This is a genomic window from Streptomyces sp. L500, assembly GCF_054551825.1.
Window position 1 is genome coordinate 77,892 of the sequence record NZ_JBTOLC010000023.1, and the last position, 23,757, is coordinate 101,648.

A 23,757-nucleotide genomic window follows, 5' to 3' on the forward strand; every position below is an offset into this window, starting at 1 on the left:
CCTACTAGTCATACCGTGCGTGGCAGGATCGCTTCCGGGCGTGATCACACCCGTCCCCGGACACGCCCGTCCCGGAGGTGAGCCTGTGTCAGGACGGTTCGTCCGTGTCGTCCGCGCGTCGGCGCTGGCCGTGAGCACCGTGCTCGCCGTCACCGCCGCCCCCGCGCCGATCGCGGTCGCGGCCCCCGCCGAACCGCCCGGACAGCCGGTCAGCGCCCTGCTCACCCGGCTCCGGGCGCTCTACCGGCAGGCCGAGGAGGCCACGGAGGCCTACGACGCCACCGACGACAAGCTGAAGAAGCAGCGCGCGCGGACGGACCGGCTCAACGAGGCACTCGCCGACGCCCGGGTCGCGCTCACCGCCGGCCGTGCCGAGGCGGGCCGCATCGCCCGCGAGCAGTACCGGGGCAGCCGGGGCCTCTCCCCCTATGTGCAGTTCCTGCTCAGCGACAGCCCCCGGCAGGCCATGGACCGCGGCCACGAGATCAGGCGCGCCGCCGACCACCGGGCCAATGCCGTGGAACGGCTCACGGACGGCGAGCGGCGCGCCGCCACCCTCGCCCGCGAGGCCCGCGAGGCGCTCAACAAGCAGCTGACCCTGGCCGCCGAGCGGAAGCGGCAGCGCGACGCGGTCCAGGAGCGGCTCGGCGAGGTCGAGCGGCTGCTCGCCTCGCTCGACGGCGAGCAGCTGGCCGCGCTCCGCCGGGCGGAGGCCGACGGCGTCGGCGACGCCCAGCGCAGACTGCTCGCCTCCGGGGTGCTCGACGGCTCCCTCGGCGGCGCCCACGCGCCGTCCGAGGAGGGCGTCAAGGCCCTCGACTACGCCTTCCAGCAGGTCGGCAAGCCCTATGTGTGGGGCGCGGAGGGCCCGGACGCCTTCGACTGCTCCGGGCTCACCTCCCAGGCGTGGGCCCACGCCGGGGACGTCATCCCGCGCACCAGCCAGGAGCAGTGGAAGACGCTGCCCAAGGTGCCGCTGAACGAGCTGCGCCCCGGCGACCTCGTCCTCTACTTCGAGGGCGCCACCCACGTCGCCCTCTACGTCGGCCACGGCCAGGTCGTCCAGGCCCCGCGTCCCGGGGACGTCGTCAAGATCTCCCCCATCGCCGCGAACCCGCTGCTGGGGGCCGTGCGCCCGGACGCCGGCGAACCGTCCGTGGCGGACTACGTCCCGCCCGCCGCCGGCACCTTCGCCTCCGACATATAGGTGCCGGCCGAGGCCGCGTCGTAGAAGTAGTCGTCGAAGTCCGAGGGGTCGTCGAAGCCGTTGGCGATGCGGTCGGCGACCGGCTGGATCCCCGCCGCCGCGTCGATCAGGGCGCGGATGTGCGGGGAGCGCGGGCCGAGCATGGTGTTGGTCCAGCGGGTGACGTGCCGTGCCGAGGCCCAGTACCGCTCGAAGGCCGTCCGCATCCACTCCGCGTCGAACGGTTCGTCACCGCGCTCCACGATCGAGGCGAGGTACGAGGCGGCGCACTTCGCGGCCGAGTTGGCGCCCTGCACGGTGAGCGGGTCGTTGACGACGACCGCGTCGCCGACGCCCAGCACCAGCCCGCCGGACGGCAGCCGGCCGACCGGGTCGCGGACGGCCGGCACGTACCGCCCGGCCAGCGTGGCGCCCGGGTCGGTCAGCTCCACGGCGGTGGCCCGCCCGTACTCCCAGGGCACGAACCACTCCAGCAGCTCCAGCGTCCGCGTCAAGTGCTCGCCCGGGCCCTCGACGTCCTGGAAGACGTCGACGGGCCCGCCCGGCAGGCCCTCCCAGAAGAGGATGTCGGCCCGGCCGGAGGTGGTGAGCGTGGGGATGACCCACAGCTCGCCGACGCCGGGGACGATCGTGCAGCGCGCCGCGTCGTACTCCGGGTGCTCGGCGCGCGGACCCAGGCCGTGGACGTAGGAGAGCGCGAGAGCGCGCTGCGGCGTGGTGTACGGGGAACGCGCCGGGTCGCGGCGGAAGAGCGAGACCAGCTCCCCCTTGCCCGCCGCGACCAGCACCAGATCGTGCCGGGGAGCGAGAAAGTCCAGGTCGGAGACGGCCGCGGCGTGGAAGACGAGCCGGCCGCCGCGCTCGGCGAAGGCGTCCAGCCAGCCGGCCATCTTCACCCGCTGGTCGACGGACTGCGCGTAGCCGTCCAGCCGGCCGATCCAGTCGACGGGCCGCTGGACGCCGGGCACGCCGGGGACCGTCCCGGCGACCGAGAAGCCCAGGCCCAGGGCGCGCGGGGCCAGCCCCTCCCAGAAGTTCAGGCCCAGCTCGCGCTCGTAGCGCAGCGCCGTGCGGAACATCATCTGGGTGGACATGACCCGGCCGGAGCGGATCTCGTCCGGTGTGCGGTTCGACATGACGGTCACGTCGTACCCCTTGGCCTGCAGTCCCAGGGCCAGCTGGAGCCCGGACTGGCCGGCTCCGACTATGAGGATCCGTCGCAACGCCCGCCTCGGCTCGGCTCGGGTGCGGCGCTCGGCGCGGCACGGTGAACGGCCCGGGAGACGGCTCCCGGGGTGGTCTCCAGGGCCCGGCCCACCAGGGTCAGCAGCGTCTCCACGACGCTGATCCGGTGCCGGGCGTCCATGGTGATCACGGGGACGTCCGGCTCCAGGGACAGGGCCTCGCGCACCGCCTCGGGCGAGTGGCGCGCGGTGCCCTCGAAGTGGTTGACGGCGACGACGTAGGGCAGCCGGCAGCTCTCGAAGTAGTCGAGCGCCGGGAAGCAGTCGGCCAGCCGCCGGGTGTCGACGAGCACGACCGCGCCGATGGCGCCGCGCACCACGTCGTCCCACATGAACCAGAAGCGCTGCTGGCCGGGGGTGCCGAACAGGTACAGCACGAGGTCCGTGTCGAGGGTGATGCGGCCGAAGTCCATGGCGACGGTGGTCGTCGCCTTGGCGGGGACGGCGGTGTGGTCGTCCACGTCCTCCCCGGCGGTCGTCATGACCGCCTCCGTGCGCAGCGGGGTGATCTCGGAGACGGAGCCGACGAAGGTGGTCTTCCCGACCCCGAAGCCCCCCGCGATCACGATCTTCGTGGCGGCGGGGGCGCGGGACAGGTCGGTCTGCCAGCCGGGGCCCGGTCCCGGGTCGCGGGGGGCCGTCGCGTCAGAGTCTGCGTAGTCCACTCAGCACCCTTTCGAGCAGCGCGCGGTCGGGTCGTCCGGTGAGGTGGCCGGTGCCGTAGACGCGGATCCTTCCCTGGTCGGCCAGGTCGCCGAGGAGGACGCGGACCACGCCCAGCGGCATCCTCAGCAGCGCGGAGACCTCGGCGACCGAGCGCAGCCGCCGGCACAGTCCCAGGACGGCGCGCACTTCCGGCAGCAGCCAGGAGGCGAGCGCTCCACCGGGGCCGGCCGGGGCGCCGGGGCCGCAGGGGTCGCCCCGGCCCTCGTCGGCGTCGGCCAGGGCGGCGACGAAGGTCTCCATGAGCAGCACATGGCCGCAGCGGCCGCGCCCGCCGGTGAGCGAGTACGGGCGTACGCGCGCGGTGGGCCGCTCCGGTACGGGCCCGGCGGGGGCGCGCAGCGCGGGGGCGGCGGTGCTCATCCGGCGGCCTCCACCGACTGCCGCAGCTCCCTGCGGAGTTCGGGGGTCAGGACGTGTCCGGCCCGGCCCACGAAGAGGGCCATGTGGTAGGCGACCACGCCCATGTCGCAGTCGGGCGCGGTGTGGACGCCCAGCAGCGAGCCGTCGCTGATGGTCATGACGAACAACCCGCCCCCGGCCATCGCGACCATCGTCTGTTTGACGGGCCCGCCGTCCATCAGCGCCGCCGCGCCCGAGGTCAGGCTGCCGAGCCCGGCGACGATGGTGGCGAGGTCGGCGGTGGAGCCGCGCGGCCCCTCAGCCGCCCCGCCCGCGCCGCGCGCGCCCGGGTGGTCGGGGGCGGAGGAGAGCAGCAGCAGTCCGTCGGAGGAGACGACCGCGACGGAGCGCACGCCCGGTACCTCCTCCACCAGATCGGTGAGCAGCCAGTGCAGGCTCCGGGCCTCCTCGCTGAGTCCGTAGGCGGTGACGCCCGTGGTGCGGGTGGGGGTTACGGGCGTCGCCCCCTGGGAAAATGCAGTCAACCGCGTGCCTCCTCGACAGTGCCGCCCTCGTCCGGCGCCCCCGCTCGGTTCCGATCAGTACCACGATCACGCGCGCCGTGATCACCACCCGTCAACCCCGTCATGTGCGTCAACTCCGCCTCCACGTCCCGCCGTCCGTCGCGCGCGCCCTGCTGGAAGCCCGCGAGCTTGCGGCGCAGCGCCTCCGCGTCGACGCCGTGGCGGACGCTGAGGGGTACGGGCTTGCGGGCGACGACCCGGGGGGTGCGCTTGGGCAGGCCGTTGCCGGTCATGCCGGGTACGTCCGTGGCGCCGTAGCCCGCCGGGGGCGGTGCCATCGCCGGGCCGGCCGGTGCGGCGCCGGCCGCCGTCGAGGGCCCCGCGGACCCATGGGCGGGCTGCTGCCACCGGGGCTCCGGAATCGGCGCGGGGGCCGGGGCCGGCGGCGGGGGCGTGGCGCTCCGGGAGTGCCGTCCGGCCGAGTGCGGAGCCGTCGGATGCGGGACGTCCGCGTGCGGGGCGGCCGAGTGCGGCGGCGCCGCATGGGACGCGGCCGGATACGGCGCGGCCGGGCGCGGTTCGTCCGGTGGGGGCGCGGGCCTGCGCACGGTGGTGAGCTGGATGGTGTGCTCGTCCTGCTGGGCCCAGGGGCCCGAGCGCCGGGGCCCGGGCACCGCGGGCGACGGCCCCTGGGGGTGGGACCGGCCGTGCAGCGTATGGGAGTTGACCTCGGCGACCACGCCGGGCAGGTCGGTGTGGGGCATCGTCCGTACGGCGCCCGGGAGCCGGTTCCCGGCGGGGTCGGTCGCGGCCGGGGGCTCGGTGGGCAGCAGATGGCCGGGCAGGACGACGACGGCGGTGATGCCGCCGGGCCGCTGTTCGCGCAGCTTGACGCGGACGCCGTGCCGGGCGGCGAGCCGGGCGACGACGTACAGGCCGAGGCCCATGACGGGGTCGCCGCGCTCCCCGAATCCGGTGCCGCGCGGGTCCGGATCGGCTTCGGCGAGGAGGGAGTTGAGCTCGTCGAGCCGCTCGGGGGGCATGCCGATGCCCTCGTCCTGGATGGAGAGCATGACCTCGCCGTTCTCCAGCAGCCAGCCGGAGACCTGGACCTGGACGTCCGGGGGCGAGAACGTCGTGGCGTTCTCCAGCAGTTCGGCGACGAGGTGGCTGACGTCGTCGGCGGCGAACCCGGCGAGCTGGGCGCGGGCGGGCAGGGAGTGGATCCGGACGCGCTCGTACCGCTCGATCTCGCTGACGGCCGCCCGCAGGATGTCCAGCAGGGGCACGGGGCCGGAGTGGGTGCTGTGGTGGTCGGCGCCGGCGAGGGTCAGGAGGTTCTCGTTGTGGCGGCGCATCCGGGTGGCGAGGTGGTCGAGCTTGAAGAGCACCTCCAGCCGGTCCGGGTCGGCCTCGTGGGCCTCCATGGACTCGATGACGGTCAGCTGCCGCTCGACCAGGCCGAGGGTGCGGCGGGAGAGGCTGACGAAGGTGGCGTGGACCCGGCCGGAGAGCCCGCTCATCCGGTCGTCGATCTCCTGGCAGCGGGCGCGCAGCGCGTCGCGCTCGTCGGCGAGGTCCTGGCGGGCCACGTCGAGGCGGTTGCGCTCGCCCTCCAGCAGGGCGACGCGCTCGCGCAGCCGGACGATCGTGCCGTGCAGGACGTTGACGGAGCGGGCGACCTCGGCGAACTCGTCGTCGCGACCTTGGAAGGCGACCGGCTGCCGGTCCACCGGGTCCGCGCAGACGCGGCGCGCCCCGAGGCGGAGCGCGGCGAGCGGGCGGGTCACCGAGCGGGCGGACTGCGTGCCGGTGCCGAGGATCAGCAGGAAGCCCAGCGCGGCGAGCGCGGCGCGCACCTCCAGCGCGGTGGTGTCGTGCTCCCGCAGTCCGGCGAGGCGGGCCATCTCCTCGGTGCCGAGGCCGGATTCCAGATCCCGCATCTGGTCGACGCGGGCGGTCAGCTGTCCCCGTACCGTGCCGGGCCGCTCGGGCTCGGCGGCGACGGCCTGGGGCCGGGCGGCCAGCCGGCCCAGCCGGGCCTCGGCGGCGGCGGTCTGGGGGCCGCTGACGGTACGGGCGTACTCGGCGCGCAGCGAGGCGGGGGCCAGCTGGTGGAAGTCGGCGAGGGCGGCCTCCTCGCGCAGACGCCGCTGCTGGGCGGCGGCCAGGAGCGGCGCCTGACCGCCGCCGCGCGCCGCCAGGGCGGCGAGGAACAGGCCGCGGGTGGCGGATGCCTCCTGGACGGCCCGGCCGAGCGCGGGCAGCGCGACGGCCTCGCCGGGCTGGGCCCGGGCGGGGAGCCGCTGGACGAGCCCGGTCTCCACGGCGTGGAGGGCCTGGACGGTGGCCGTGTACGCGGTGAAGACGGCGAGGGCGTCGTCGGGCCCGGCCAGGGCGTGGCGGCGCAACTCGGGCAGGCCGGCGAGGCGGTGCCGCAGGGAGTCGGGCGCGCTCGCGCGGAACTCCTCGATCTGCCGGTCCACCCCGGCCCGTTGCTCCTCGGACGCCGCGCCCGCCCCGCCCGAGTCGGCGCGGCCCCCGGCCACGTACTCGGTCATGGCGTCGCGCTCGTCGGCGAGGGCGTGGGCGAGGGCGACGGCGCCGCTCGCGGTGGTGGCCTGCCCGGCCAGACGGCGGGAGTCGGTGAGGTCGCGTATGGCGTCGGCGATGCCGAAGGCGCCCGCGCCGAGGGCGCCGAGCGAGACGACGGCGACGGAGGCGACGAGCCTGTTGCGTACGCGGGCGGTGCGCTCCGGCACTCCTGGGGTCTGCTGTTCGCGCGTGCCGCCGCGAAGCCGCTTCTTGCGCACCGGTGCTCGCATTCTGTTCTGGTCTTCCGCTCCACCCGCTGGTGGCCCCTGCCGGGTGTCACCCACCGCTTCCCCCCGGCAAGTGCCCCACCACATCAACCGCCGAGCACGCCGGAAGGATGCGCGTCAACGGGCAAGGAAATTCGGGCATCCGGCACACTGGTCGCATGCGCATCGAACTCTCCACCCGGCCGGGGGATCCGGGCCGCCCGAACGAGGATTTCGTGTCCGTCGCGCTGCCCGCCGGCGGGCGGGGCGGGGCCCTGGTGCTGCTGGACGGGGTGACGCCGCCGCCGGCCGGGGAGTCGGGGTGCGCGCACGGGGTCCCGTGGTTCACGGCGCGGCTGGGCGGGGCGCTGCTGGAACTGGCTTCGTCACGGCGTGAGATGACGCTCGCGGATTGCCTGTCGGCCGCCATCTCCCGTACGGCCGAGGCCCATCGGGACGACTGCGACCTGACGCACCGGCTGACTCCGCAGGCGACGGTGGTGGTGGCGCGCTGGGACGCGGAGGTGGTGGAGCACCTGGTGCTGTCCGATTCGGCGCTGCTGATCGAGGGCGTGGACGGCACGGTGTCGGCCGTCCTGGACGACCGCATCGCCCGGCTGGCCGCCGCCGGGCGGGTGACGGACGCGCAGCGCAACGCCGAGGGCGGTTTCTTCACGGCCGCCGCCGATCCGGCGGTGAGCGCCCGCGCGGTCACGGGCGCGACGGCGCGTGGGGACGTCCGCGCGCTGGCGGCGCTCACGGACGGCGCGGCGCGCTGGGTGGAGGTCTTCCGGCAGGGGCGCTGGGCGGACTGTTTCGCGCTCCTGGCGAAGGAGGGCCCGCAGGCGCTGATCGACCGCGTCCGGGAGGCGGAGCTGGCCGACCCGCACGGCCACGCGTTCCGCCGCGGCAAGCCCCACGACGACGCGGCGGCGCTCTACGCGGAGCTGTGACGCGTGCCGCGCGCCGACGGGGAGCCGGGGCGCGCGGCCCGTAAGGGGCGCGGGTCTGTGTCGACATGCGGCTACCGCCGCGTGGGCGCGACCAGCCCCCACCGGCCCGCGGCGACCGGACCGCGCTCCCGGCGGAGCGATGACCCGGCGCCCAGTGGGGAGCGAGCACGCCCCCGCCCGACCATCCCCCAGCTACCGCTGGGAGGTGCCCCCACAGGCGCTACGCCTCCGCGCGCTCGTTCAGCTGGTGGAGCAGGCGGGCCAGCTCGGCGACCTCCAGGCGGTTCCAGTCCGCGAACTTGCGGATGTACTGCGCACGACGGGCGTCCCGCACACGGGTGAATCGTTCCCGCCCCTCCCCCGTGATGCGGATCAGCGCGGCACGGCCGTCGGCGGGGTCCGGGTCGCGGGCGATGAGGCCGAGGTCGCCGAGGGCGCGCAGCTGACGGCTCATGGTGGCCTTGCCGACGCCGAAGTACGCGGCGAGCTCCGTGGCGCGCTGCGGGCCGCCCTCCTCCAGCCGCACGAGCAGCCCGTACGCGGCGGGCTCCAGGTCGGGGTGGACCTCGCGGGCCATCTCGCCGGACGACGCGCGGGCGCGCCGCAGGAAGACCGCGAGCTCACGCTCCAGGGCGAGGAAGGCGGGGTCGACGGCGGGACCGCACGGGTCCGCGCCGGCGTCGGCGCCCCGGCCGGGGACCGCCTCCTCCGGGAGCGGGGCACTGGTCTCGGGGGTCTCCTGCACGTGAGGCCCTTTCCTGCTTTCAGCCGCTGAGAATTCATTTCGGCCGCGTCGTGTCGCCGCAGCTCCGTCAGTATTTCGCAGGATTAGTCCAAGGGCAGCACCCCGGGTCCCCATCACGGTGTGCGACACCGCCTCTCGCCCCATTAATGACATGGTCATACCAATTTGATAGCCGTTGAACTCTCCCCCACTCTCCCGCCACCCTGGCTTTCGGAGGCACCACATGCCCGCACATCACTCAGGGCCGGGCCGCCCGGTCGCCCACAGACCCGCGGCCCGCCCAGCCCCCTTGGCCCCCCTCGTCCCCCTCATCTCACTCCTCTCCCTGCTCCTCACTCTCCTCGCCCTGCCCGGTACCGCCGCCGCGGCCACGGGCGGCTCCCGGCAGCGCCCCTTCCATCCCGAGCGCGACTGGATGGGCTCGACCGTCCCCGCCCACGAGGAGGGCAGACCCCCGGCCGGCGGCCGCGAGGCGCTCGCCTCGGTCGAGGGCGTGGACGTCAGCAGCCACAACGGCAACGTTCCCTGGTCGACGCTCTGGAACAAGGGCGCGCGCTTCGCCTACGTCAAGGCCACCGAAGGCACCAGCTACCGCAATCCCTCCTTCTCCCAGCAGTACAACGGCGCCTACGACGTCGGCATGATCCGCGGCGGGTACCACTTCGCCCTGCCGTCCAACTCCGGCGGCGCCGACCAGGCCGACTACTTCGTCGACCACGGCGGCGGCTGGTCGGACGACGGCAGGACGCTGCCGGGCGTGCTCGACATGGAGTACAACCCCTACGGCAGCACCTGCTACGGCATGAGCGCCGACGCGCTGCTCGACTGGATCGGCGACTTCCTCGCCGTCTACCGCCACCGCACCGGGCGCGACGCGGTCATCTACACCACCACCGCCTGGTGGAAGAAGTGCACCGGCAACTACGGCCGCTTCGGCTCGGACCACCCGCTGTGGGTGCCGCGCTACGGCTCCTCGACCGGGGAGCTCCCGAACGGCTGGGACTTCCACACCTTCTGGCAGTACACAGAGACCGGCTCGACCGTCGGCGACCACAACCTCTTCAACGGCTCGTACAGCAGGCTCAAGGCGCTGGCCTACGGCTGACGCGCCTGCGCGTGTGCGTCCCGCGCGTGTGCCCCACGCGTGTGCTCCGCGCGTGTGCCCCGAAAAGCACAGGGACCGGGCCCCCGGCGTGTCGGCGCCGGGGGCCCGGTCGTATCGGTGCTTACAGGCGTATCGGTGCCTACGGGCGCACGGCGGCGCTAGCCGCAGTTGCCCGCCGGGCGGGTGCGGGTGACCAGGTCGGTGTAGCCGGTGGTGCCGTCGATCCACACCACCTGCTTGCCGCCGGCCGCCGCCGCGGAGAGCTGCTCACCGCGGTTGCAGGAGACGCGGGCGCGGTCGGTGCCGTTCGCCCCGCCGAACTGCCACAGCTTCGACATCGTCTCGTTGTGGTACTTGGGGTCGGGCAGCGACGCGGTCACGGTCAGCGCGTCCTCGGAGGCGGTGAGAGCGGACGCGAAGAGGGCGCCCTCACCCTTCTCCTTGCTGAGGTCCACGGTCCCGGTGCCGTCGAGGTTCGACCGGCGCACGGCCACCTGGCCGTCGTCGACGACCTCGTCCGCCAGCCAGAAGACGTACTTGCCGTTGATCGCGGTCTCGCCGACGCTCTCGGGCCGGCCGAGCTGGTTCATCAGCTTCCGCTCGCCGCTCTTGAGGTCCAGCACCTCGACGCCCATGCGGTAGTCGTCGCCGTCGGCGTACGCCTTGGCGTAGGCGAGCCGGCCGCCGGAGAGCGAGGGGGACGCCGAGCCGGTGTCGGCCTTGCCGCCGTCGGCCCAGGTCGGCTCCTTGTCACCCGTACGGAGGAAGCCCACGTGCCGGGCGCCGAAGGCGTCCATCTTCTCGAAGGCCACGACCCCGCCCTCGACCCGGACGTCCTGGACGTTGTCGGAGGTGCTGTACAGCTTCTTCGTCGGCCCGCCCGCGAGCGGCCGCGCCAGCACGTCCACCCCTGCCGGGCCGTACGCCGCCCACGCCACGGTCTTGCCGTCGGTCGCCGGGTTGACGTGGAAACGCCCGTCATTGGGGCTGATCAGCTTGGCCGCGCCCGAGCCGTCCGTGCGGCCGGCCCACACCGAGAAGGCCTCGGTGCCGTCGTCGTTCGACTTGGACGTGGCCCACCAGCCGCCGCCCGCGCCGACCTTGGTGCTGTAGACGTTGAGCCTGCCCAGCAGCTGGTCGGAGTCGACGCCCATGGCCTCCTCCCAGTTCGGGACGATGCCGTGGGCGTTGAAGGAGCGCTTGACGACGCCCAGGTCCTTGTCGGAGACCTTGAGCGCCTTCGCGGCGGCGATCACCGCGTCGCGGCCCTCGGTGAACCCGTCGAGCGGGGTCATGTACTCGGTGAGCGCCTTGTAGGCGATCTTGTCGGCGAGGGTGCGGCCCAGGTCCTCGCGGATGTCCCAGAGGGCGCCCGAGAAGATGGTGGAGTTGAGGTGCACGCCGCCGTTGTCGGTGGCGAAGGAGACGCCCAGAAAGTTCTTGGACGTCGTCGCCCCGTCGTTGAGGTCGCGGAAGGCGCACTGGCGCGGGGTTTTGGTCCGGCAGAGGTTGCCGCCCATCAGGCCCGCGTCCGGGTCGTCCATGGCCATGCCGGCCGCGTCGACGGCGATGGCGTTGCCGAAGTAGTCGGCGATCGCCTCGTTCAGGGCGCCGGACTGGCCCGCGTAGACGAGGTTGGCGCTGTTCTCGACGACGCCGTGCGTCATCTCGTGGCCGACGACGTCGAGGTCGGCGGAGAGCGTCTTGAACTCCTCGTCGCCCCCGCCGTACACCATCTTGGAGCCGTCCCAGAAGGCGTTGACGTACGGCATCCCGAAGTTCGTCACGCCGACGAGGGAGTTGATCGCCATGCCCCGGCCGTCGAGGCTGTCCCGGCCGTGGACCTTCTTGTAGTAGTCGTAGACCTTGCCCGCGGCCCAGTGGGCGTCGACCGCGCCCGCGTCGGTGGCGTCCTTGCCGAACTGCGGGCCCTTCGAGCCGAACTCCTTGATCCCCTCGGGCCAGCGGCCGCCGCCCACCTCCGAGACGTCCTTGCCGCGCGCGTCCCAGGTGGAGATCACGTTCTTGCTGGTGTCCCACATGCGGGAGTGGTCGTTCATGACGTACTCGCCGCGGGCCGTGTCGAAGAACAGGCCGAGCTCGACGGTGGTGCCGTCGTACTTCACGCCGGAACCGGCGACGCCGGGGTGCTTGGCCGGCCCGCCGGGGGCTTTGGCCTCGCCGCCGTCCGCCTTCGCTTCCCCTGCGGTTGCGGTTGCGGCTTTCGGCGCCCCGAAGGTCTTGATCCCGCTGTACTGCAGGACCGGGTAGCCGGACTTGGCGTCGACGTACACCTCGTGCAGCACGGGCTGCCCGGTGGCGGGGTCGGTGCCCCGGACGGTGACGTGGTGGGTCAGCACGCCGGCGCCCTTGGGCAGGACGACGAGGCCGCGCGCGGTGCCCTTGAGCGACGGCTTCGCCTTCGTGCCGAGCCGCTTGCCACCGACCTGCGCGAGCGTGGCGCCGACCGCGCGCTGGACAGCGAGTTCCTCACTCACCGAGGGCGTGGTGCCGGTGGTGAGCGCTGTGAAGTACTTGCCGGAGGTACCGGTGACGACGCGCTTGCCGTCCTTCTTCTCCATCCGAACGACGTACTGGCCGCCGAGGACGTCGATGCCGTGGTGCTTCTGCTGAAGCCGTACGGTCTCGGCGGCGCCGTTCGTGACGGCCTGGACGGGCTTCAGATCCCGGACCGGGTCGGCGATGCGGTAGCGGCTCTTCTTGTCGGCGAGGTGCCCACGGGCCGCGTCGGCCGCGCTCCCGCTCGCCTTCACACCCTCACGGATGCCGTCGACCAGGGAAGGGGTGGAGGTCCCCTTCCCCGGAATGACATCCGCCGGATCGCCGCCGGCCTGCGCGGCGAACGCCTGCGCGGGCAGGGCGGACACGACAAGGGCGGCAGCGCCCACCAGCGCCGCCGCCCCTGCTATGCCGCTCTTCGCGACCTGTCTTCCTGAACGTGCTCTGGACTTACGCAAGGTTCCCCCTCCGTACGTACGGAACGCCGGAACATCTGTGGTCGGGGCATATGCAACAGGCGGGGAGGGGGCTGATCAATGGTTCGCGCGTTGAGGGGGGTTACTTTCGGCCTAGGTGGGTTGGGTGGGGCGGCGAGGGAACCGACGGGGTCCCCCTTACCTCCGCGCCAAGGCCGACCGCCTCAAAAAGAGTGGTGACTCGGCCGGTCGCAGGTGAGGATCGCGCCATGCGCCCCTTCCTGGCGACCGACCGCCTCGCCCTGCGCCCGTTCACCGAGGCCGACACCGACCACCTGCTCGCGCTGGACAACGACGCGGAGGTCATGCGTTTCCTCAACGGCGGTCGCCCCACGGCCCGCGAGGCCATCCGGACGCGCACCTTGCCGCGTCTGCTCCACGACCATCCCTGCTCCGGGACGAGGGGCTTCTGGGCGGCGGAGTCGAAGGCCGCCGGGGCGTTCCTGGGCTGGTTCGAGTTCCGCCCCCTGGACGACCACGACCCGACGGTGGTCGAACTCGGCTACCGGCTGGGCCGGGCGGCGTGGGGCAGGGGCTACGCGACGGAGGGCTCGAAGGCCCTCATCCACAAGGGCTTCACGGAACTGGGGGTGGAGCGGGTGACCGCGAACACCATGGCCGTGAACGCCCGCTCCCGGCGCGTGATGGAAAAGGCGGGCCTGTCCTTCGTACGGAACTTCACCGAGGACTGGCCGGAGCCGATCGAGGGCTCCGAGCACGGGGAGGTCGAGTACGCGCTCACTCGTGAGGAGTGGGAGCGACGGCGCGCCCACGCCCTCCCTCACCTGTCTTCGAACGGGTGACTCGAACGGCGGATCGGTACGTCAAGTCTCCGGCGGGCATAGCCTCTTGGTGAGGGGATGGTGAGCCCGATGTCGTCAGGGTTGGCAGACAATGTCAGGAAGTACCGCCGCGCGGCCGGCCTGAGCCAGGAGGGCCTGGCTCTCGGGTCCGGTCTTTCCGTCGGCGTCGTACGCAAGGTGGAGCAGGGCGGCGACGCGCGCGTCGAGACGCTGCACGCGCTGGCCCGGGGTCTGGGCGTGACAACCTCCGCCCTCTTCGCCACTGAGGCAGCGAAACCCATCGTGGGGGACGAGGCAAACCGGCGATACCTGCTGGAACTACGGAAGGCGCTGATGCCGCCAATCGGACTCGGGCCCTCTCCCCTGGCCGAACCGGGCGAGGCCAACGAGCTGTCCGTGCTCCGAAGGGACATCGCCGATACCCACACGCTCTTCCACGCGGACAGGTATGGCTCGGTGGCCCGGAGACTGCCGGGGCTCCTCCATTCGGCTGAGGCGACGGCTTCCGTTCTGGAAGGCGAGGAACGACGCCAGGCGGCAACCGTTCGGGCGCACGCGCTGCTGCTGGCAGGCAAGTACCTCACCCAGGTCCGCCAGTACGACATGGCCTACTACGCACTCGCCGAGGGCATCCGGCTCGCCCGCGAGAACGGCGAAAGGCTCATGGCCGCGACCGGCATCGTCGGCATGTGCTGGCTGCTGCTGCGGCAGGACCGGTTCGACGAGTGCGAGCAACTCGCCCTCGTCACAGCCACCGAAATGGAACCCCGAATGTCGGACGCAAGCTCCGGACACCTGTCCGTTTGGGGCGAAATCTGGCTCCGCGTCGCATCGGCGAGCATCCGCAACAACCGGCCGGATGTCACCCGCGAGGCCCGGAGGATGGCCGGCACGGCTGCCATCGCGCTGGACAAGGAATACATGGCCTTCGGGGAGAACTGGGGACAGTTCGGCCCGGTGACGGCGGAACTGAAGGTCGTGGAAGATCTGTCGCTCATGGGCGACGCCCAGGCCGTTCTCCGCCATTCCGACGACGGGCTGCTGAGCCAGAAGGCCGTCAATCACTACGGAAAGCCCAGTCCGCCGAACTGGGGTCGGCACCGACTCGACGTGGCCAAGGCGCACGTCGCCCTCGGCTCCCATCAGGACGCCATGAGCGAACTGAAGCAACTGCGGCACTCGTCCGGCACATGGATGAAGCACCAGCCCATGGCCCGGTACGTCATGAGCGACCTGCTCGCCACACGGAAGCGCACCTTGACCGCCGATATGCGTGAGATGGCGAATCACCTGGGCGTGAGTTAGGAACTACCACGGAGCGTGGCAGTTCCTGAGCCGCGCCCCGGCGAACTACCACGTTCCGAATCTGGTTCGCGGTAAACGACGGCCATACGTTCCTTGCGAGCCGAGGGCAGAGCGAGCGAAAGGCCGGAATGGTGACGTACAGGATCGGTGCCTATGTCGTGGATACCCGCGACGACAGGATCGCCCAGGTGGTCGGCGAGGGCGAGACCCTCGTGGCGGTCCGGCAGCCGGGCGGTGGGGCGGTCTGGGAGGTGCCGCCCTCGGCGTTGCGGCTCGCGACGCGCGAGGACCGGAACGCGGCGGGGCTGCGGCCTTATCTGAGGGGCTGCGCCGAGTGCGTCGAACTGGAGGACGCCCGGCTGAGGGCGGTCGGCGAGGACCGTGCCCGCGCGGCGGCGACGGCACGGACGCACTGGATCGTGACGCACGGCGTGGTGACGGAGGGGCGTCGATGAGGGCGGTCGGGCGGCTCGTGAACCACTGCCCGCACGACGGATGCTGGGTTTCCGACAACGGGGAGCAGCGTTGTACGGCCTGTGGGGTGCGGCGTTTCACGGACTACGGGGGCGTGCGGCCCCCGGGTCTTCCGGAGGCGGTGACGCCGTCCGGGAAGCGCCGGCCCGGCGCGGACCGGTCAGCGGCGACGGCGATCGCGAACCGCTTCCGGGCGCGCCGACGGTTCTGGGGATGGGGGCTGCGCGCTGCCGCCTGAGAGCCGCGCGCCGCCCGCGTGGTCCCCCACCCCCGTCGGGGGACCACCGGCGGCGGGTCTTGCGTCCTACGCGTCGACCGGCTCCCACGTCGCCGGGCCACCGGCACCGTCCCGGCGGGCGCGCCCGAAGGGGACGTCCGCGAAGTGGATGCCGAAGCCGATCGTGTCGGGTGCGGACAGTTCCTCGACCAGGTGGCGGCGGTAGGCCGCCGACCGCTCGGCGTCGTGGTCGACGGCGGCGGACCATTCCGGGTGGGCGACCTGGACCGGCGTGTGCATGGCGTCGCCGAAGGCGATCAGACGGCGGCCGTCGCCGCCGGAGACGACGTACGAGGCGTGGCCCGCCGTGTGGCCCTGCGAGAGGGCGACGCGGACGCCCGGGAAGATCTCCTCGCCGTCGGTGACGGTACGGATCCGGGGCTCCAGGATCGCGGTCATCTCCTGGGAGATGCCGTGTCCCTCCAGGAGGTGGCGGTGCTTCCACTCCTCCTCGCTCACGAGGTGGTCGGCGTGGGCGAACGGGAGCCGATCGGTGCCCGGGGCCGGCTGCCAGAGCCAGCCGATGTGGTCGACGTGCATGTGGGTGACGGCCACGGCCTCTATGTCGGCCGGGGACCGGCCGATGCGGGCGAGGCTGTCGAGCAGGGTGCCGCCGGAGATCGCTCCGATGGGGCCGTCCTCCCCGGCCGGGAAGGACTGGGGGCCGAAGCCCGCGTCGATCAGCAGGGCACGGTCGCCGTGCTCCACCAGGAGACCGCCCAGGCTCGCCACGAGATAACCGGAGTCGTCCAGATACGCGGAGTGGGCGGCCCACTCCTCCTCCGTACTGGTCGGCAGCCAGCCGCGCGACGAGAGCTGGGCCACGCCGTCCGGAACGTACGTGACCTTGGTGTCGCCGAGCTGGAGGCTCCGGATCCCCGACGGGCGACGAAGGCGATCGCCCTGGCTGTGCTGGGAGTTGGTCGTCATGCCTCCACAATAAGCTTCCAGCTTGAATGATTCAAGCTGTAAAGATGTTCGCTTGATGCAGTTGGCTTAAGATGGCTCCATGAGCAGCCCAGAACCGCAGACCCTCGCCGAGCGACAGCTCTGCGGACTGGTGAACGGCCTCGCCCGCCAGATCTCCGACCACGTCCGCGTGGCCGCGACCGGCCTCGGCCTCACCGCGCCGCAGGCCACGGCCCTCCGCGAGCTCAGCGGCCCGATGACGATGCGGGAGCTCGCCGACCGCATGAGCTGCGAGCCGTCCAACGCGACGTTCGTCATCGACAAGCTGGAGTGCCTGGGGCTCCTGGAGCGCCACCCCCACCCCACGGACCGCCGCGCCAAGCAGCTGATCCTGACGGCCGAGGGCACGGCGCTGCGTGAGCGCCTCATCGCCGCCCTCTCCGAGGACTCCCCCTTGAGCGCCCTCACCCACGACGAGAAGGCCACCCTCCACGCCCTCCTCGACCGAGCCGTCAGCCACCACCCCTGATACGACAAAAGGCCCCCGGGTGGGGGCCTTTGTCATTCGTCACCGCTCACGCCGCCAGCGGCACCTGCTCACCCGGGACCGTCGCCGGCGTCAGCGCCAGCTCCAGCACCCTCCGGACGTCCGACACCGGGTGGACCTCCAGCTTCTCCAGCACCTCGGCCGGCACATCGTCCAGATCCGGCTCGTTCCGCTTGGGGATGATCACCGTGGTGATGCCCGCCCGGTGCGCGGCGAGCAGCTTCTGCTTCACCCCGCCGATGGGCAGCACCCGCCCGGTCAGCGACACCTCGCCCGTCATCGCCACCTCCGGGCGGACCTGGCGGCCGGAGAGGAGCGAGGCCAGGGCCGTCGTCATCGTGACGCCCGCGCTCGGGCCGTCCTTCGGGACCGCGCCCGCCGGGACGTGGAGGTGGACGCCGCGTTCCTTGAAGTCGCCGACCGGGAGCTCCAGCTCGGCGCCGTGGGAGCGGAGGAAGGACAGGGCGATCTGGGCCGACTCCTTCATGACGTCGCCGAGCTGGCCGGTGAGCGTCAGGCCCGCGCCGCCGGTCTCCGGGTCGGCCAAGGACGCCTCGACGAACAACACGTCGCCGCCCGCGCCGGTGACCGCGAGGCCCGTGGCCACACCCGGGACGGCCGTTCGCCGCTCGGCCGGGTCCTGGGCGGACTCGGGCGTGTGGTGCGGGCGTCCAATCAGCGGGCGCAGTTCCTCCGTGCCGATGGTGAAGGGCAGCTCCCGCTCGCCCAGTTCGTGCTCGGCCGCGACCTTGCGGAGCAGCCGGGCGATGGCGCGCTCCAGGTTCCGTACACCCGCTTCGCGGGTGTACTCGCCGGCGAGCTTGCGCAAGGCGTCGTCCTCCAGCACGACCTCGTCGGCCTCCAGGCCGGCGCGCTCCAGCTGGCGGCGGAGCAGGTGGTCGCGGGCGATGACGACCTTCTCGTCCTCGGTGTAGCCGTCGAGGCGGACGAGCTCCATACGGTCGAGGAGGGCCTCGGGGATGGCTTCCAGCACGTTGGCGGTGGCCAGGAAGACGACGTCGGAGAGGTCGAGTTCGACCTCCAGGTAGTGGTCGCGGAAGGTGTGGTTCTGGGCGGGGTCGAGGACCTCCAGGAGGGCCGCGGCCGGGTCGCCGCGGAAGTCGGAGCCGACCTTGTCGATCTCGTCGAGGAGGACGACCGGGTTCATCGAACCGGCCTCCTTGACGGCCCGGACGATCCGGCCGGGCAACGCGCCCACGTACGTCCGCCGGTGGCCGCGGATCTCGGCCTCGTCGCGGACGCCGCCGAGGGCGACGCGGACGAACTTCCGGCCCATGGCGCGGGCGACGGACTCGCCCAGCGAGGTCTTGCCCACGCCGGGCGGGCCGACGAGCGCGAGCACCGCGCCCCCGCGCCGCCCGCCGACCACGCCCAGCCCCCGGTCGGCGCGCCGCTTGCGCACCGCCAGGTACTCGGTGATCCGTTCCTTGACGTCCTCCAGGCCCGCGTGGTCCGCGTCGAGCACGGCCTTCGCGCCGGGGATGTCGTAGGCGTCCTCGGTGCGCTCGTTCCACGGCAGCTCCAGGACCGTGTCGAGCCAGGTGCGGATCCAGCCGCCCTCGGGGCTCTGGTCGGAGGCGCGCTCCAGCTTGCCGACCTCCTTGAGGGCCGCTTCGCGGACGTGTCCGGGCAGGTCGGCGGCCTCGACGCGGGCGCGGTAGTCCTCGGACTCGTTCTCCGGGTCGCCGTTGAGCTCGGCGAGCTCCTTGCGGACGGCCTCCAGCTGGCGGCGGAGGAGGAATTCGCGCTGCTGCTTGTCGACGCCTTCCTGGACGTCCTTGGCGATGGACTCGGCCACGTCCTGCTCGGCGAGGTGGTCGCCGAGCCACTTCACGGCGAGCTTCAGGCGGGCCACCGGGTCGTTGGTCTCCAGCAGCTCGACGCGCTGGGCGACGGTGAGGAAGGGCGAGTAGCCGGAGTTGTCGGCGAGCAGGCCGGGGTCCTCGATCTGCTGGACGCGGTCCACGACCTGCCAGGCCCCGCGCTTGCGCAGCCAGCTGGTGGCGAGGGCCTTGTACTCCTTGATCAACTCCGCCACCGCGCCGGGCAGTGGGTCGGGGGTGAGCTCCTCCATCGAGGTGCCCTCGACCCACAGGGCGGCGCCGGGGCCGGTCGTGCCCGCGCCGATGCGCACGCGGCGGTCGCCGCGGATGAGCGCGCCGGGGTCGCCGTCCGACAGCCGGCCCACCTGCTCGACCGTGCCCAGCGTGCCGACGCCCGCGTACGTGCCGTCCACGCGTGGGACGAGCAGGACGCGCGGCTTGCCGCCGGAGCCCTTCGCCGCGGCCTGGGCGGCCTCGACGGCGGCCCGGACCTCCGTGTCCGACAGGTCGAGCGGGACCACCATGCCGGGCAGCACGACCTCGTCGTCGAGCGGCAGCACGGGCAGGGTGAGCGGTGCGGACATCGAAGCCATGATCTCCCCTTCGGCAGGCAAGTTGAGCTATGCCGACTCAATGCCCGGGACAGGGGTGATTGTTCCCAGGGGTTTGTTCGCTGTGAGCGATCACCTGAGCGACCACTGTGAGCGATCGCCAGGGGGGTGGTGCGGGGTAGCCCGTCGGGGTGAATTCCGGTCCGGCCGCTCAGCGGCCGCGAAGGGCGGTGTCCGCCGCGGCGCGGGGCTCGTCGCCCTCCACGCGCCGGCGCGGGGGCGCGGGGACCGCCGCCCGCGCGGGCGGCACGACGTCCGCCGCCGCCTCCGCCCGCTCGCGCGCCCGGGCCGGCCCCGGCAGCCCGTCGCGGATCAGCGACCGGCAGGCGATGCCCGTGAGCAGCGCGATGGGGTGCCCCGCGCTGGCCAGCGGATCGATGAGCTCGATCAGGTCCTGGGCGCACATCGCGCCCGCCACGCCCAGCATGGCCCAGCGCGCCGGGCGCGACACCAGCCCGGAGAGCGCGCCGATGCAGGCCATGAGGCCGAAGCTGATGCCGTAGTCGAGCCGGTGCAGCGAGGATTCGGGCAGCTGCCCGGCCGCGACGGCGCCGGCCACCGGGAGCTCCGTGGCGAGGGTGGCCAGGACGTGGCCGACGAGGAAGACCCCGGCCGTCCGGGCGCCGCCCACGCGCCGTTCCAGCGCGGTGAGGACGAGCGCGAAGGCCACGCCGTAGGCCGAGTAGAGCCCGCCGGCCACCCACAGGGCGCTGGCGACCAGGACGACCAACGGCTGGTCGGTCAGGTGGGCGGCGTCCGTGCTGGAGTCGCGGAGCAGCTGGTCGACGGTGGCCTGATCGCCGAAGTCGGCGTAGACGGCCGTGCCCAGCAGGATCAGGCCGTAGCAGAAGGTGAAGGGCGTGCCGGTGGGGGTGGGCAGCAGCCGGCCGAGGCGGCGGAGCGCGGTGCGCAGGCGGCCGGGGGCGGCGGCCGTCGCGTGGGCGTTCCGATCGGCGTCAACCGCTGTCACTCGGTCGGCCCCTTTCCGCGCGTTCCTCCGGGCTTGCTTGAACATTAAGGTCCACGGTCGGGCGCCGGATCAACCTCTGGTCGTGACTCCCATCACCTTTGTCAACCTCTTGACGCTTACTGGCGTCGGCCGATTCGTCGACAGTCACCGAACGGTCAACAGGAGGCAGTAAGCAATGCGCCGCTACGACTCGCCCGCCACCGTCATCGACCGCCGCGAGGGCCCCTATGGAGAGGTCGTGCTCAGACGGCGGAGCGAGCACTTCGAGATCATCGCCAACGGTTGTTTCCTGATGGACACCTCGGACGGGCGCTCCGAGCGGCTGCTCGTCGACGCGGCCCTGGCCGCCCTCCCCGCGGAGCGAAAGGAACCGGCCGTCCTGATCGGTGGCCTCGGTGTGGGCTTCTCGCTCGCCCGGGCGGCGGAGGAGCCGCGCTGGGGGCGGATCGCCGTCGTCGAACGGGAGGCGGCCGTCGTGGACTGGCACCGCGAGGGGCCGCTGGGCGCGTACTCGGCGGCGGCGCTCGCCGACCCCCGCACCGAGATCGTCCACGCCGACCTCGTGGCGTACCTCCGGGCGCCGGGCCCCGGTTTCGACGCGCTCTGCCTGGACATCGACAACGGCCCCGACTGGACCGTCACGGAGGACAACGGCAGCCTCTACTCCCCCACCGGACTCGCCGCGTGCCGGGACCGGCTGACGCCCGGCGGGGTGCTCGCGGTGTGGTCCGCGCAGCCCTCGGCGGCGTTCGAACAGGCCCTCCGTAATGCCGGGTTCGCCGGGGTAACGACGGAAGAGATCACCGTTGCCCGAGGCGTCCCGGACGTCGTTCACCTCGGCATCCGCGCCGCGTAGCCGAGTCCCTCCGGGTGCCCGTACCCTGCCTTCCACAGGTGCAGGACCCGTAGTCACATCGCTACGGGAACACGCTTAGGGGCGGGGCGCATGGAGCACACACACATCGGCCCGAGCGGCGTCGTGGCCTCCACCGGGGCACAGCGTCGGGTACTGATCGTCGAGGACGACCGGACGATCACCGATGCCATCGCGGCCCGTTTGCGGGCCGAGGGATTTCAGGTACGCACCGCGGGCGACGGGCCCGCCGCCGTCGACACCGCCGAGGCATGGCAGCCGGACCTGTTGGTCCTGGACGTGATGCTGCCCGGTTTCGACGGCCTCGAGGTCTGCCGCCGGGTGCAGGCGCAGCGGCCGGTTCCCGTCCTCATGCTGACCGCGCGCGACGACGAGACCGACATGCTGGTCGGGCTCGGCGTCGGGGCGGACGACTACATGACCAAGCCGTTCTCGATGCGCGAGCTCGCCGCCCGGGTGCACGTCCTGCTGCGCCGGGTGGAGCGGGCCACGCTGGCCGCGCACACCCCGCGCAGCGGCATCCTGCGCCTCGGCGAGCTGGAGATCGACCACGCGCAGCGCCGGGTGCGGGTGCGCGGCGGGGACGTCCATCTGACGCCGACCGAGTTCGACCTGCTCGTCTGCCTGGCCAACACCCCGCGCGCGGTCCTCTCCCGCGAGCAGCTGCTCGCCGAGGTGTGGGACTGGGCGGACGCCTCCGGCACCCGGACGGTGGACAGCCACATCAAGGCGCTGCGCCGCAAGATCGGGGCGGAGCGGATCCGTACGGTCCACGGGGTGGGCTACGCGCTGGAGACCCCGGCGGCATGACGGCACCTGTGGGGCGGGGCGGGCGGCATGACTCGTTACGGTGATCCCGGTGCCCGGTGACGGCCGGCCGCCGCAGGGGCTGTGGAGCAGGCTCTGGGAGGCGCTGCGGCCCCTGGACCCCTATCGGTCGGTGAAGGCGGCGCTGGGCGCGCTGGTGATCGGCTCGGTGGTGATCACGACGTTCCTGGTGTTCGTCGCCATCCACTCGGCGACCGAGCTCCGGGTGATCACCGTCTTCTCGATCATCGCCTCCCTGCTGATCACCCAGTTCGTGGCACACGGCCTGACCGCGCCGCTGGACGAGATGACCGCGGTCACCCGGTCGATGGCACGGGGTGACTACACCCGTCGGGTGCGGGCCGGGCGGCGGGACGAGTTCGGGGACCTGGCCGAGGCCTTCAACCGGATGGCGGCCGATCTGGAGGCGGTGGACACCCACCGCAAGGAGCTGGTCGCCAACGTCTCGCACGAGCTGCGCACCCCCATCGCGGGGCTGCGGGCCGTGCTGGAGAACGTGGTGGACGGGGTCTCGGCCCCCGACCCGGAGACGATGCGCACCGCGCTGCGGCAGACCGAGCGGCTGGGCCGGCTGGTGGAGCAGTTGCTGGACCTGTCCCGGCTGGACAACGGGGTGGTGCCGCTGCACGCCCGGCGCTTCGAGGTCTGGCCGTATCTGGCGGGAGTGCTCAAGGAGGCGAGCATGGCCTGCGGCAGCGGCTCCTCGCCGCGCGCCCGCAAGGACGTCCATCTGCACCTGGACGTCTCGCCCCCGGAGCTCACGGCGCACGCGGACGCCGAACGGCTGCACCAGGTGGTCGCCAATCTGGTGGACAACGCCGTCAAGCACTCTCCCCCGCACGGCCGTGTCACCGTGCGGGCCCGCCGGGGCGAGGGGGCCCAGTCGCTGGCCCTGGAGGTGGTGGACGAGGGGCCGGGCATCCCCGAGGCCGAGCGGCACCGCGTCTTCGAGCGCTTCAACCGGGGCTCCGGCGCCTCGCAGGGCCCGGGCGCGGACGGCGGGACGGGGCTGGGCCTGGCCATCGCCCGCTGGGCGGTGGACCTCCACGGCGGGAGCATCGGGGTGGCCGAGTCCCCGCGTGGGTGCCGCATCAAGGTCACGCTTCCGGGAGGTCCTCGTGAGCCGAGTTGACGTAGGGTCGGTGGTGGGAGCACACATCCGACCCGGTGTGGGGCAGGATTCGGCGAACCCAGGAGAGCCCGGGGTCAAGCGGAACCTTCGGGTTTTCCCAGCTCTTCGTGCCCTGAAACCAGAGGTCGAGTGTGACTTAGGCGACGATCTGGCCCGGGTGGCCTGCATTAGGGGTCCCGACAGGCGTAGCCTTTATTCCCGCTGTCCACCACCTTAGGAAGCGGAAGAGGGCGGTTGCCGCCGTGTCGCCACAGTCCCCCAACACCTCGAGCGTCTCGACCGACCAAGCGGGGCAGGGCAAGAGCCCTGCCGACGTGTTCGGTCCCAATGAGTGGCTCGTCGACGAGATCTACCAGCAGTACCTCCAGGACCCGAACTCGGTCGACCGAGCCTGGTGGGACTTCTTCGCCGACTACAAGCCGGGCACTGCCCCGGCTCCGCCGGGGCAGGCTGTGACCGGGGGCGCTTCGGCCGCACCGGCCGCCGCCCAGGCCCCGGCCGCCGCGCCGCAGGCGCCGGCCGCTCCGGAGCATTCGTGGGCGT

At 72.8% G+C, this 23,757-nt stretch carries 22 protein-coding genes; 12 read left to right on the forward strand and 10 right to left on the reverse strand.

All coding sequences use genetic code 11. From position 1 onward, the window contains the following. The first annotated feature begins 85 nt into the window (after positions 1-85). Positions 86-1,207, forward strand: a complete 1,122-nt coding sequence (locus tag ACX9I7_RS21140; protein ID WP_459388182.1) for a C40 family peptidase — start codon at positions 86-88, stop codon at positions 1,205-1,207. Here ACX9I7_RS21140 and ACX9I7_RS21145 read toward each other — a convergent pair. The 5 genes from ACX9I7_RS21145 to ACX9I7_RS21165 all read right to left on the reverse strand — a co-directional run bounded on the left by ACX9I7_RS21145 (position 1,165) and on the right by ACX9I7_RS21165 (position 6,865). Beyond that, on the reverse strand, positions 1,165-2,430 hold the full coding sequence (locus ACX9I7_RS21145) for a styrene monooxygenase/indole monooxygenase family protein (RefSeq protein WP_387566263.1): 1,266 nt from the start codon (positions 2,428-2,430) through the stop codon (positions 1,165-1,167). The two genes, ACX9I7_RS21140 and ACX9I7_RS21145, sit on opposite strands and share 43 nt — an antisense overlap. Beyond that, complete coding sequence (locus ACX9I7_RS21150; protein ID WP_387566266.1) at positions 2,412-3,116, reverse strand: GTP-binding protein; 705 nt, start codon at positions 3,114-3,116, stop codon at positions 2,412-2,414. The genes ACX9I7_RS21145 and ACX9I7_RS21150 overlap by 19 nt, the downstream gene beginning before the upstream one ends. Then, the gene (locus ACX9I7_RS21155) at positions 3,097-3,537 is read right to left on the reverse strand and encodes a DUF742 domain-containing protein (RefSeq protein ID WP_387566269.1); all 441 of its coding nucleotides are present in this window, start codon (positions 3,535-3,537) and stop codon (positions 3,097-3,099) included. Before ACX9I7_RS21155 ends, ACX9I7_RS21150 begins: the two co-directional genes overlap by 20 nt. Continuing rightward, positions 3,534-3,971 (reverse strand): roadblock/LC7 domain-containing protein, encoded by a 438-nt coding sequence (locus ACX9I7_RS21160; RefSeq protein WP_386728594.1) that lies wholly within the window; start codon positions 3,969-3,971, stop codon positions 3,534-3,536. Before ACX9I7_RS21160 ends, ACX9I7_RS21155 begins: the two co-directional genes overlap by 4 nt. Before the next feature lie 86 nt (positions 3,972-4,057). Next, the gene (locus ACX9I7_RS21165) at positions 4,058-6,865 is read right to left on the reverse strand and encodes a sensor histidine kinase (protein WP_459388183.1); all 2,808 of its coding nucleotides are present in this window, start codon (positions 6,863-6,865) and stop codon (positions 4,058-4,060) included. Positions 6,866-7,020: 155 nt separating this feature from the next. Between ACX9I7_RS21165 and ACX9I7_RS21170 the strand changes: the two genes are divergently transcribed. Further along, the gene (locus ACX9I7_RS21170) at positions 7,021-7,794 is read left to right on the forward strand and encodes a protein phosphatase 2C domain-containing protein (protein ID WP_459388184.1); all 774 of its coding nucleotides are present in this window, start codon (positions 7,021-7,023) and stop codon (positions 7,792-7,794) included. A 220-nt stretch (positions 7,795-8,014) separates the two neighbouring features. Here the strand turns inward: ACX9I7_RS21170 and ACX9I7_RS21175 are convergent, their stop codons facing one another. Beyond that, positions 8,015-8,539, reverse strand: coding sequence for a MarR family winged helix-turn-helix transcriptional regulator (locus ACX9I7_RS21175; protein ID WP_189451438.1), 525 nt, complete (start codon positions 8,537-8,539; stop codon positions 8,015-8,017). 223 nt (positions 8,540-8,762) lie between these two features. Here ACX9I7_RS21175 and ACX9I7_RS21180 point away from each other — a divergent pair, with 223 nt between their 5' ends. Then, positions 8,763-9,644: a lysozyme gene (locus ACX9I7_RS21180; RefSeq protein WP_459388185.1), complete on the forward strand. Its 882-nt coding sequence runs from the start codon at positions 8,763-8,765 to the stop codon at positions 9,642-9,644. A 158-nt stretch (positions 9,645-9,802) separates the two neighbouring features. Here the strand turns inward: ACX9I7_RS21180 and ACX9I7_RS21185 are convergent, their stop codons facing one another. Beyond that, positions 9,803-12,622: a M4 family metallopeptidase gene (locus tag ACX9I7_RS21185; RefSeq protein ID WP_459388186.1), complete on the reverse strand. Its 2,820-nt coding sequence runs from the start codon at positions 12,620-12,622 to the stop codon at positions 9,803-9,805. A gap of 227 nt (positions 12,623-12,849) precedes the next feature. Between ACX9I7_RS21185 and ACX9I7_RS21190 the strand changes: the two genes are divergently transcribed. From ACX9I7_RS21190 to ACX9I7_RS21205, 4 genes are all read left to right on the forward strand, one after another. After that, positions 12,850-13,443 carry a GNAT family N-acetyltransferase gene (locus ACX9I7_RS21190; protein WP_387566284.1) on the forward strand — a complete coding sequence of 198 codons (594 nt, stop codon included), beginning with the start codon at positions 12,850-12,852 and terminating at the stop codon, positions 13,441-13,443. Positions 13,444-13,512: 69 nt separating this feature from the next. Next, complete coding sequence (locus ACX9I7_RS21195) at positions 13,513-14,748, forward strand: helix-turn-helix domain-containing protein (RefSeq protein WP_459388187.1); 1,236 nt, start codon at positions 13,513-13,515, stop codon at positions 14,746-14,748. 128 nt (positions 14,749-14,876) lie between these two features. Continuing rightward, positions 14,877-15,203 (forward strand): hypothetical protein, encoded by a 327-nt coding sequence (locus tag ACX9I7_RS21200; protein WP_459388188.1) that lies wholly within the window; start codon positions 14,877-14,879, stop codon positions 15,201-15,203. Next, positions 15,200-15,460, forward strand: a complete 261-nt coding sequence (locus ACX9I7_RS21205; RefSeq protein WP_459388189.1) for a DUF6255 family natural product biosynthesis protein — start codon at positions 15,200-15,202, stop codon at positions 15,458-15,460. The genes ACX9I7_RS21200 and ACX9I7_RS21205 overlap by 4 nt, the downstream gene beginning before the upstream one ends. Positions 15,461-15,526: 66 nt before the next feature. On the opposite strand, the gene ACX9I7_RS21210 is transcribed toward ACX9I7_RS21205, so the two are convergent. Continuing rightward, positions 15,527-16,429: an MBL fold metallo-hydrolase gene (locus ACX9I7_RS21210; RefSeq protein ID WP_459388190.1), complete on the reverse strand. Its 903-nt coding sequence runs from the start codon at positions 16,427-16,429 to the stop codon at positions 15,527-15,529. 79 nt (positions 16,430-16,508) lie between these two features. On the opposite strand from ACX9I7_RS21210, the gene ACX9I7_RS21215 reads away from it, so the two are divergent. Continuing rightward, on the forward strand, positions 16,509-16,937 hold the full coding sequence (locus ACX9I7_RS21215) for a MarR family winged helix-turn-helix transcriptional regulator (RefSeq protein ID WP_459388191.1): 429 nt from the start codon (positions 16,509-16,511) through the stop codon (positions 16,935-16,937). Between the two features lie 46 nt (positions 16,938-16,983). Here the strand turns inward: ACX9I7_RS21215 and lon are convergent, their stop codons facing one another. Beyond that, positions 16,984-19,392 carry an endopeptidase La gene (gene lon, locus ACX9I7_RS21220; RefSeq protein ID WP_459388192.1) on the reverse strand — a complete coding sequence of 803 codons (2,409 nt, stop codon included), beginning with the start codon at positions 19,390-19,392 and terminating at the stop codon, positions 16,984-16,986. A 169-nt stretch (positions 19,393-19,561) separates the two neighbouring features. After that, entirely contained in the window at positions 19,562-20,380 is an 819-nt protein-coding gene (locus tag ACX9I7_RS21225) for a rhomboid-like protein (RefSeq protein WP_358626985.1), read from the reverse strand. 175 nt (positions 20,381-20,555) lie between these two features. On the opposite strand from ACX9I7_RS21225, the gene ACX9I7_RS21230 reads away from it, so the two are divergent. The 4 genes from ACX9I7_RS21230 to ACX9I7_RS21245 all read left to right on the forward strand — a co-directional run. Continuing rightward, positions 20,556-21,236, forward strand: coding sequence for a spermidine synthase family protein (locus ACX9I7_RS21230; RefSeq protein WP_358626983.1), 681 nt, complete (start codon positions 20,556-20,558; stop codon positions 21,234-21,236). Positions 21,237-21,326: 90 nt separating this feature from the next. Beyond that, positions 21,327-22,064 carry a response regulator transcription factor gene (locus ACX9I7_RS21235; RefSeq protein ID WP_126916018.1) on the forward strand — a complete coding sequence of 246 codons (738 nt, stop codon included), beginning with the start codon at positions 21,327-21,329 and terminating at the stop codon, positions 22,062-22,064. Positions 22,065-22,113: 49 nt separating this feature from the next. Continuing rightward, positions 22,114-23,214 (forward strand): sensor histidine kinase, encoded by a 1,101-nt coding sequence (locus ACX9I7_RS21240; protein ID WP_189451446.1) that lies wholly within the window; start codon positions 22,114-22,116, stop codon positions 23,212-23,214. Between the two features lie 242 nt (positions 23,215-23,456). Continuing rightward, positions 23,457-23,757, forward strand: a 301-nt coding sequence (locus ACX9I7_RS21245; RefSeq protein WP_459388193.1) for a 2-oxoglutarate dehydrogenase E1 subunit family protein, incomplete at its 3' end; no start/stop codon positions are given.

Bases quoted from the DNA above. Each gene is read 5' to 3' on its own strand.
- ACX9I7_RS21210 (WP_459388190.1), bottom strand. From the start codon at position 16,429: ATGACGACCAACTCCCAGCACAGCCAGGGCGATCGCCTTCGTCGCCCG.
- ACX9I7_RS21235 (WP_126916018.1), top strand. From the start codon at position 21,327: ATGGAGCACACACACATCGGCCCGAGCGGCGTCGTGGCCTCCACCGGG.
- ACX9I7_RS21215 (WP_459388191.1), top strand. From the start codon at position 16,509: ATGAGCAGCCCAGAACCGCAGACCCTCGCCGAGCGACAGCTCTGCGGA.
- ACX9I7_RS21190 (WP_387566284.1), top strand. From the start codon at position 12,850: ATGCGCCCCTTCCTGGCGACCGACCGCCTCGCCCTGCGCCCGTTCACC.
- ACX9I7_RS21180 (WP_459388185.1), top strand. From the start codon at position 8,763: ATGCCCGCACATCACTCAGGGCCGGGCCGCCCGGTCGCCCACAGACCC.
- ACX9I7_RS21195 (WP_459388187.1), top strand. From the start codon at position 13,513: ATGTCGTCAGGGTTGGCAGACAATGTCAGGAAGTACCGCCGCGCGGCC.
- ACX9I7_RS21205 (WP_459388189.1), top strand. From the start codon at position 15,200: ATGAGGGCGGTCGGGCGGCTCGTGAACCACTGCCCGCACGACGGATGC.
- ACX9I7_RS21230 (WP_358626983.1), top strand. From the start codon at position 20,556: ATGCGCCGCTACGACTCGCCCGCCACCGTCATCGACCGCCGCGAGGGC.
- lon (WP_459388192.1), bottom strand. From the start codon at position 19,392: ATGGCTTCGATGTCCGCACCGCTCACCCTGCCCGTGCTGCCGCTCGAC.
- ACX9I7_RS21200 (WP_459388188.1), top strand. From the start codon at position 14,877: ATGGTGACGTACAGGATCGGTGCCTATGTCGTGGATACCCGCGACGAC.
- ACX9I7_RS21165 (WP_459388183.1), bottom strand. From the start codon at position 6,865: ATGCGAGCACCGGTGCGCAAGAAGCGGCTTCGCGGCGGCACGCGCGAA.
- ACX9I7_RS21155 (WP_387566269.1), bottom strand. From the start codon at position 3,537: ATGAGCACCGCCGCCCCCGCGCTGCGCGCCCCCGCCGGGCCCGTACCG.
- ACX9I7_RS21170 (WP_459388184.1), top strand. From the start codon at position 7,021: ATGCGCATCGAACTCTCCACCCGGCCGGGGGATCCGGGCCGCCCGAAC.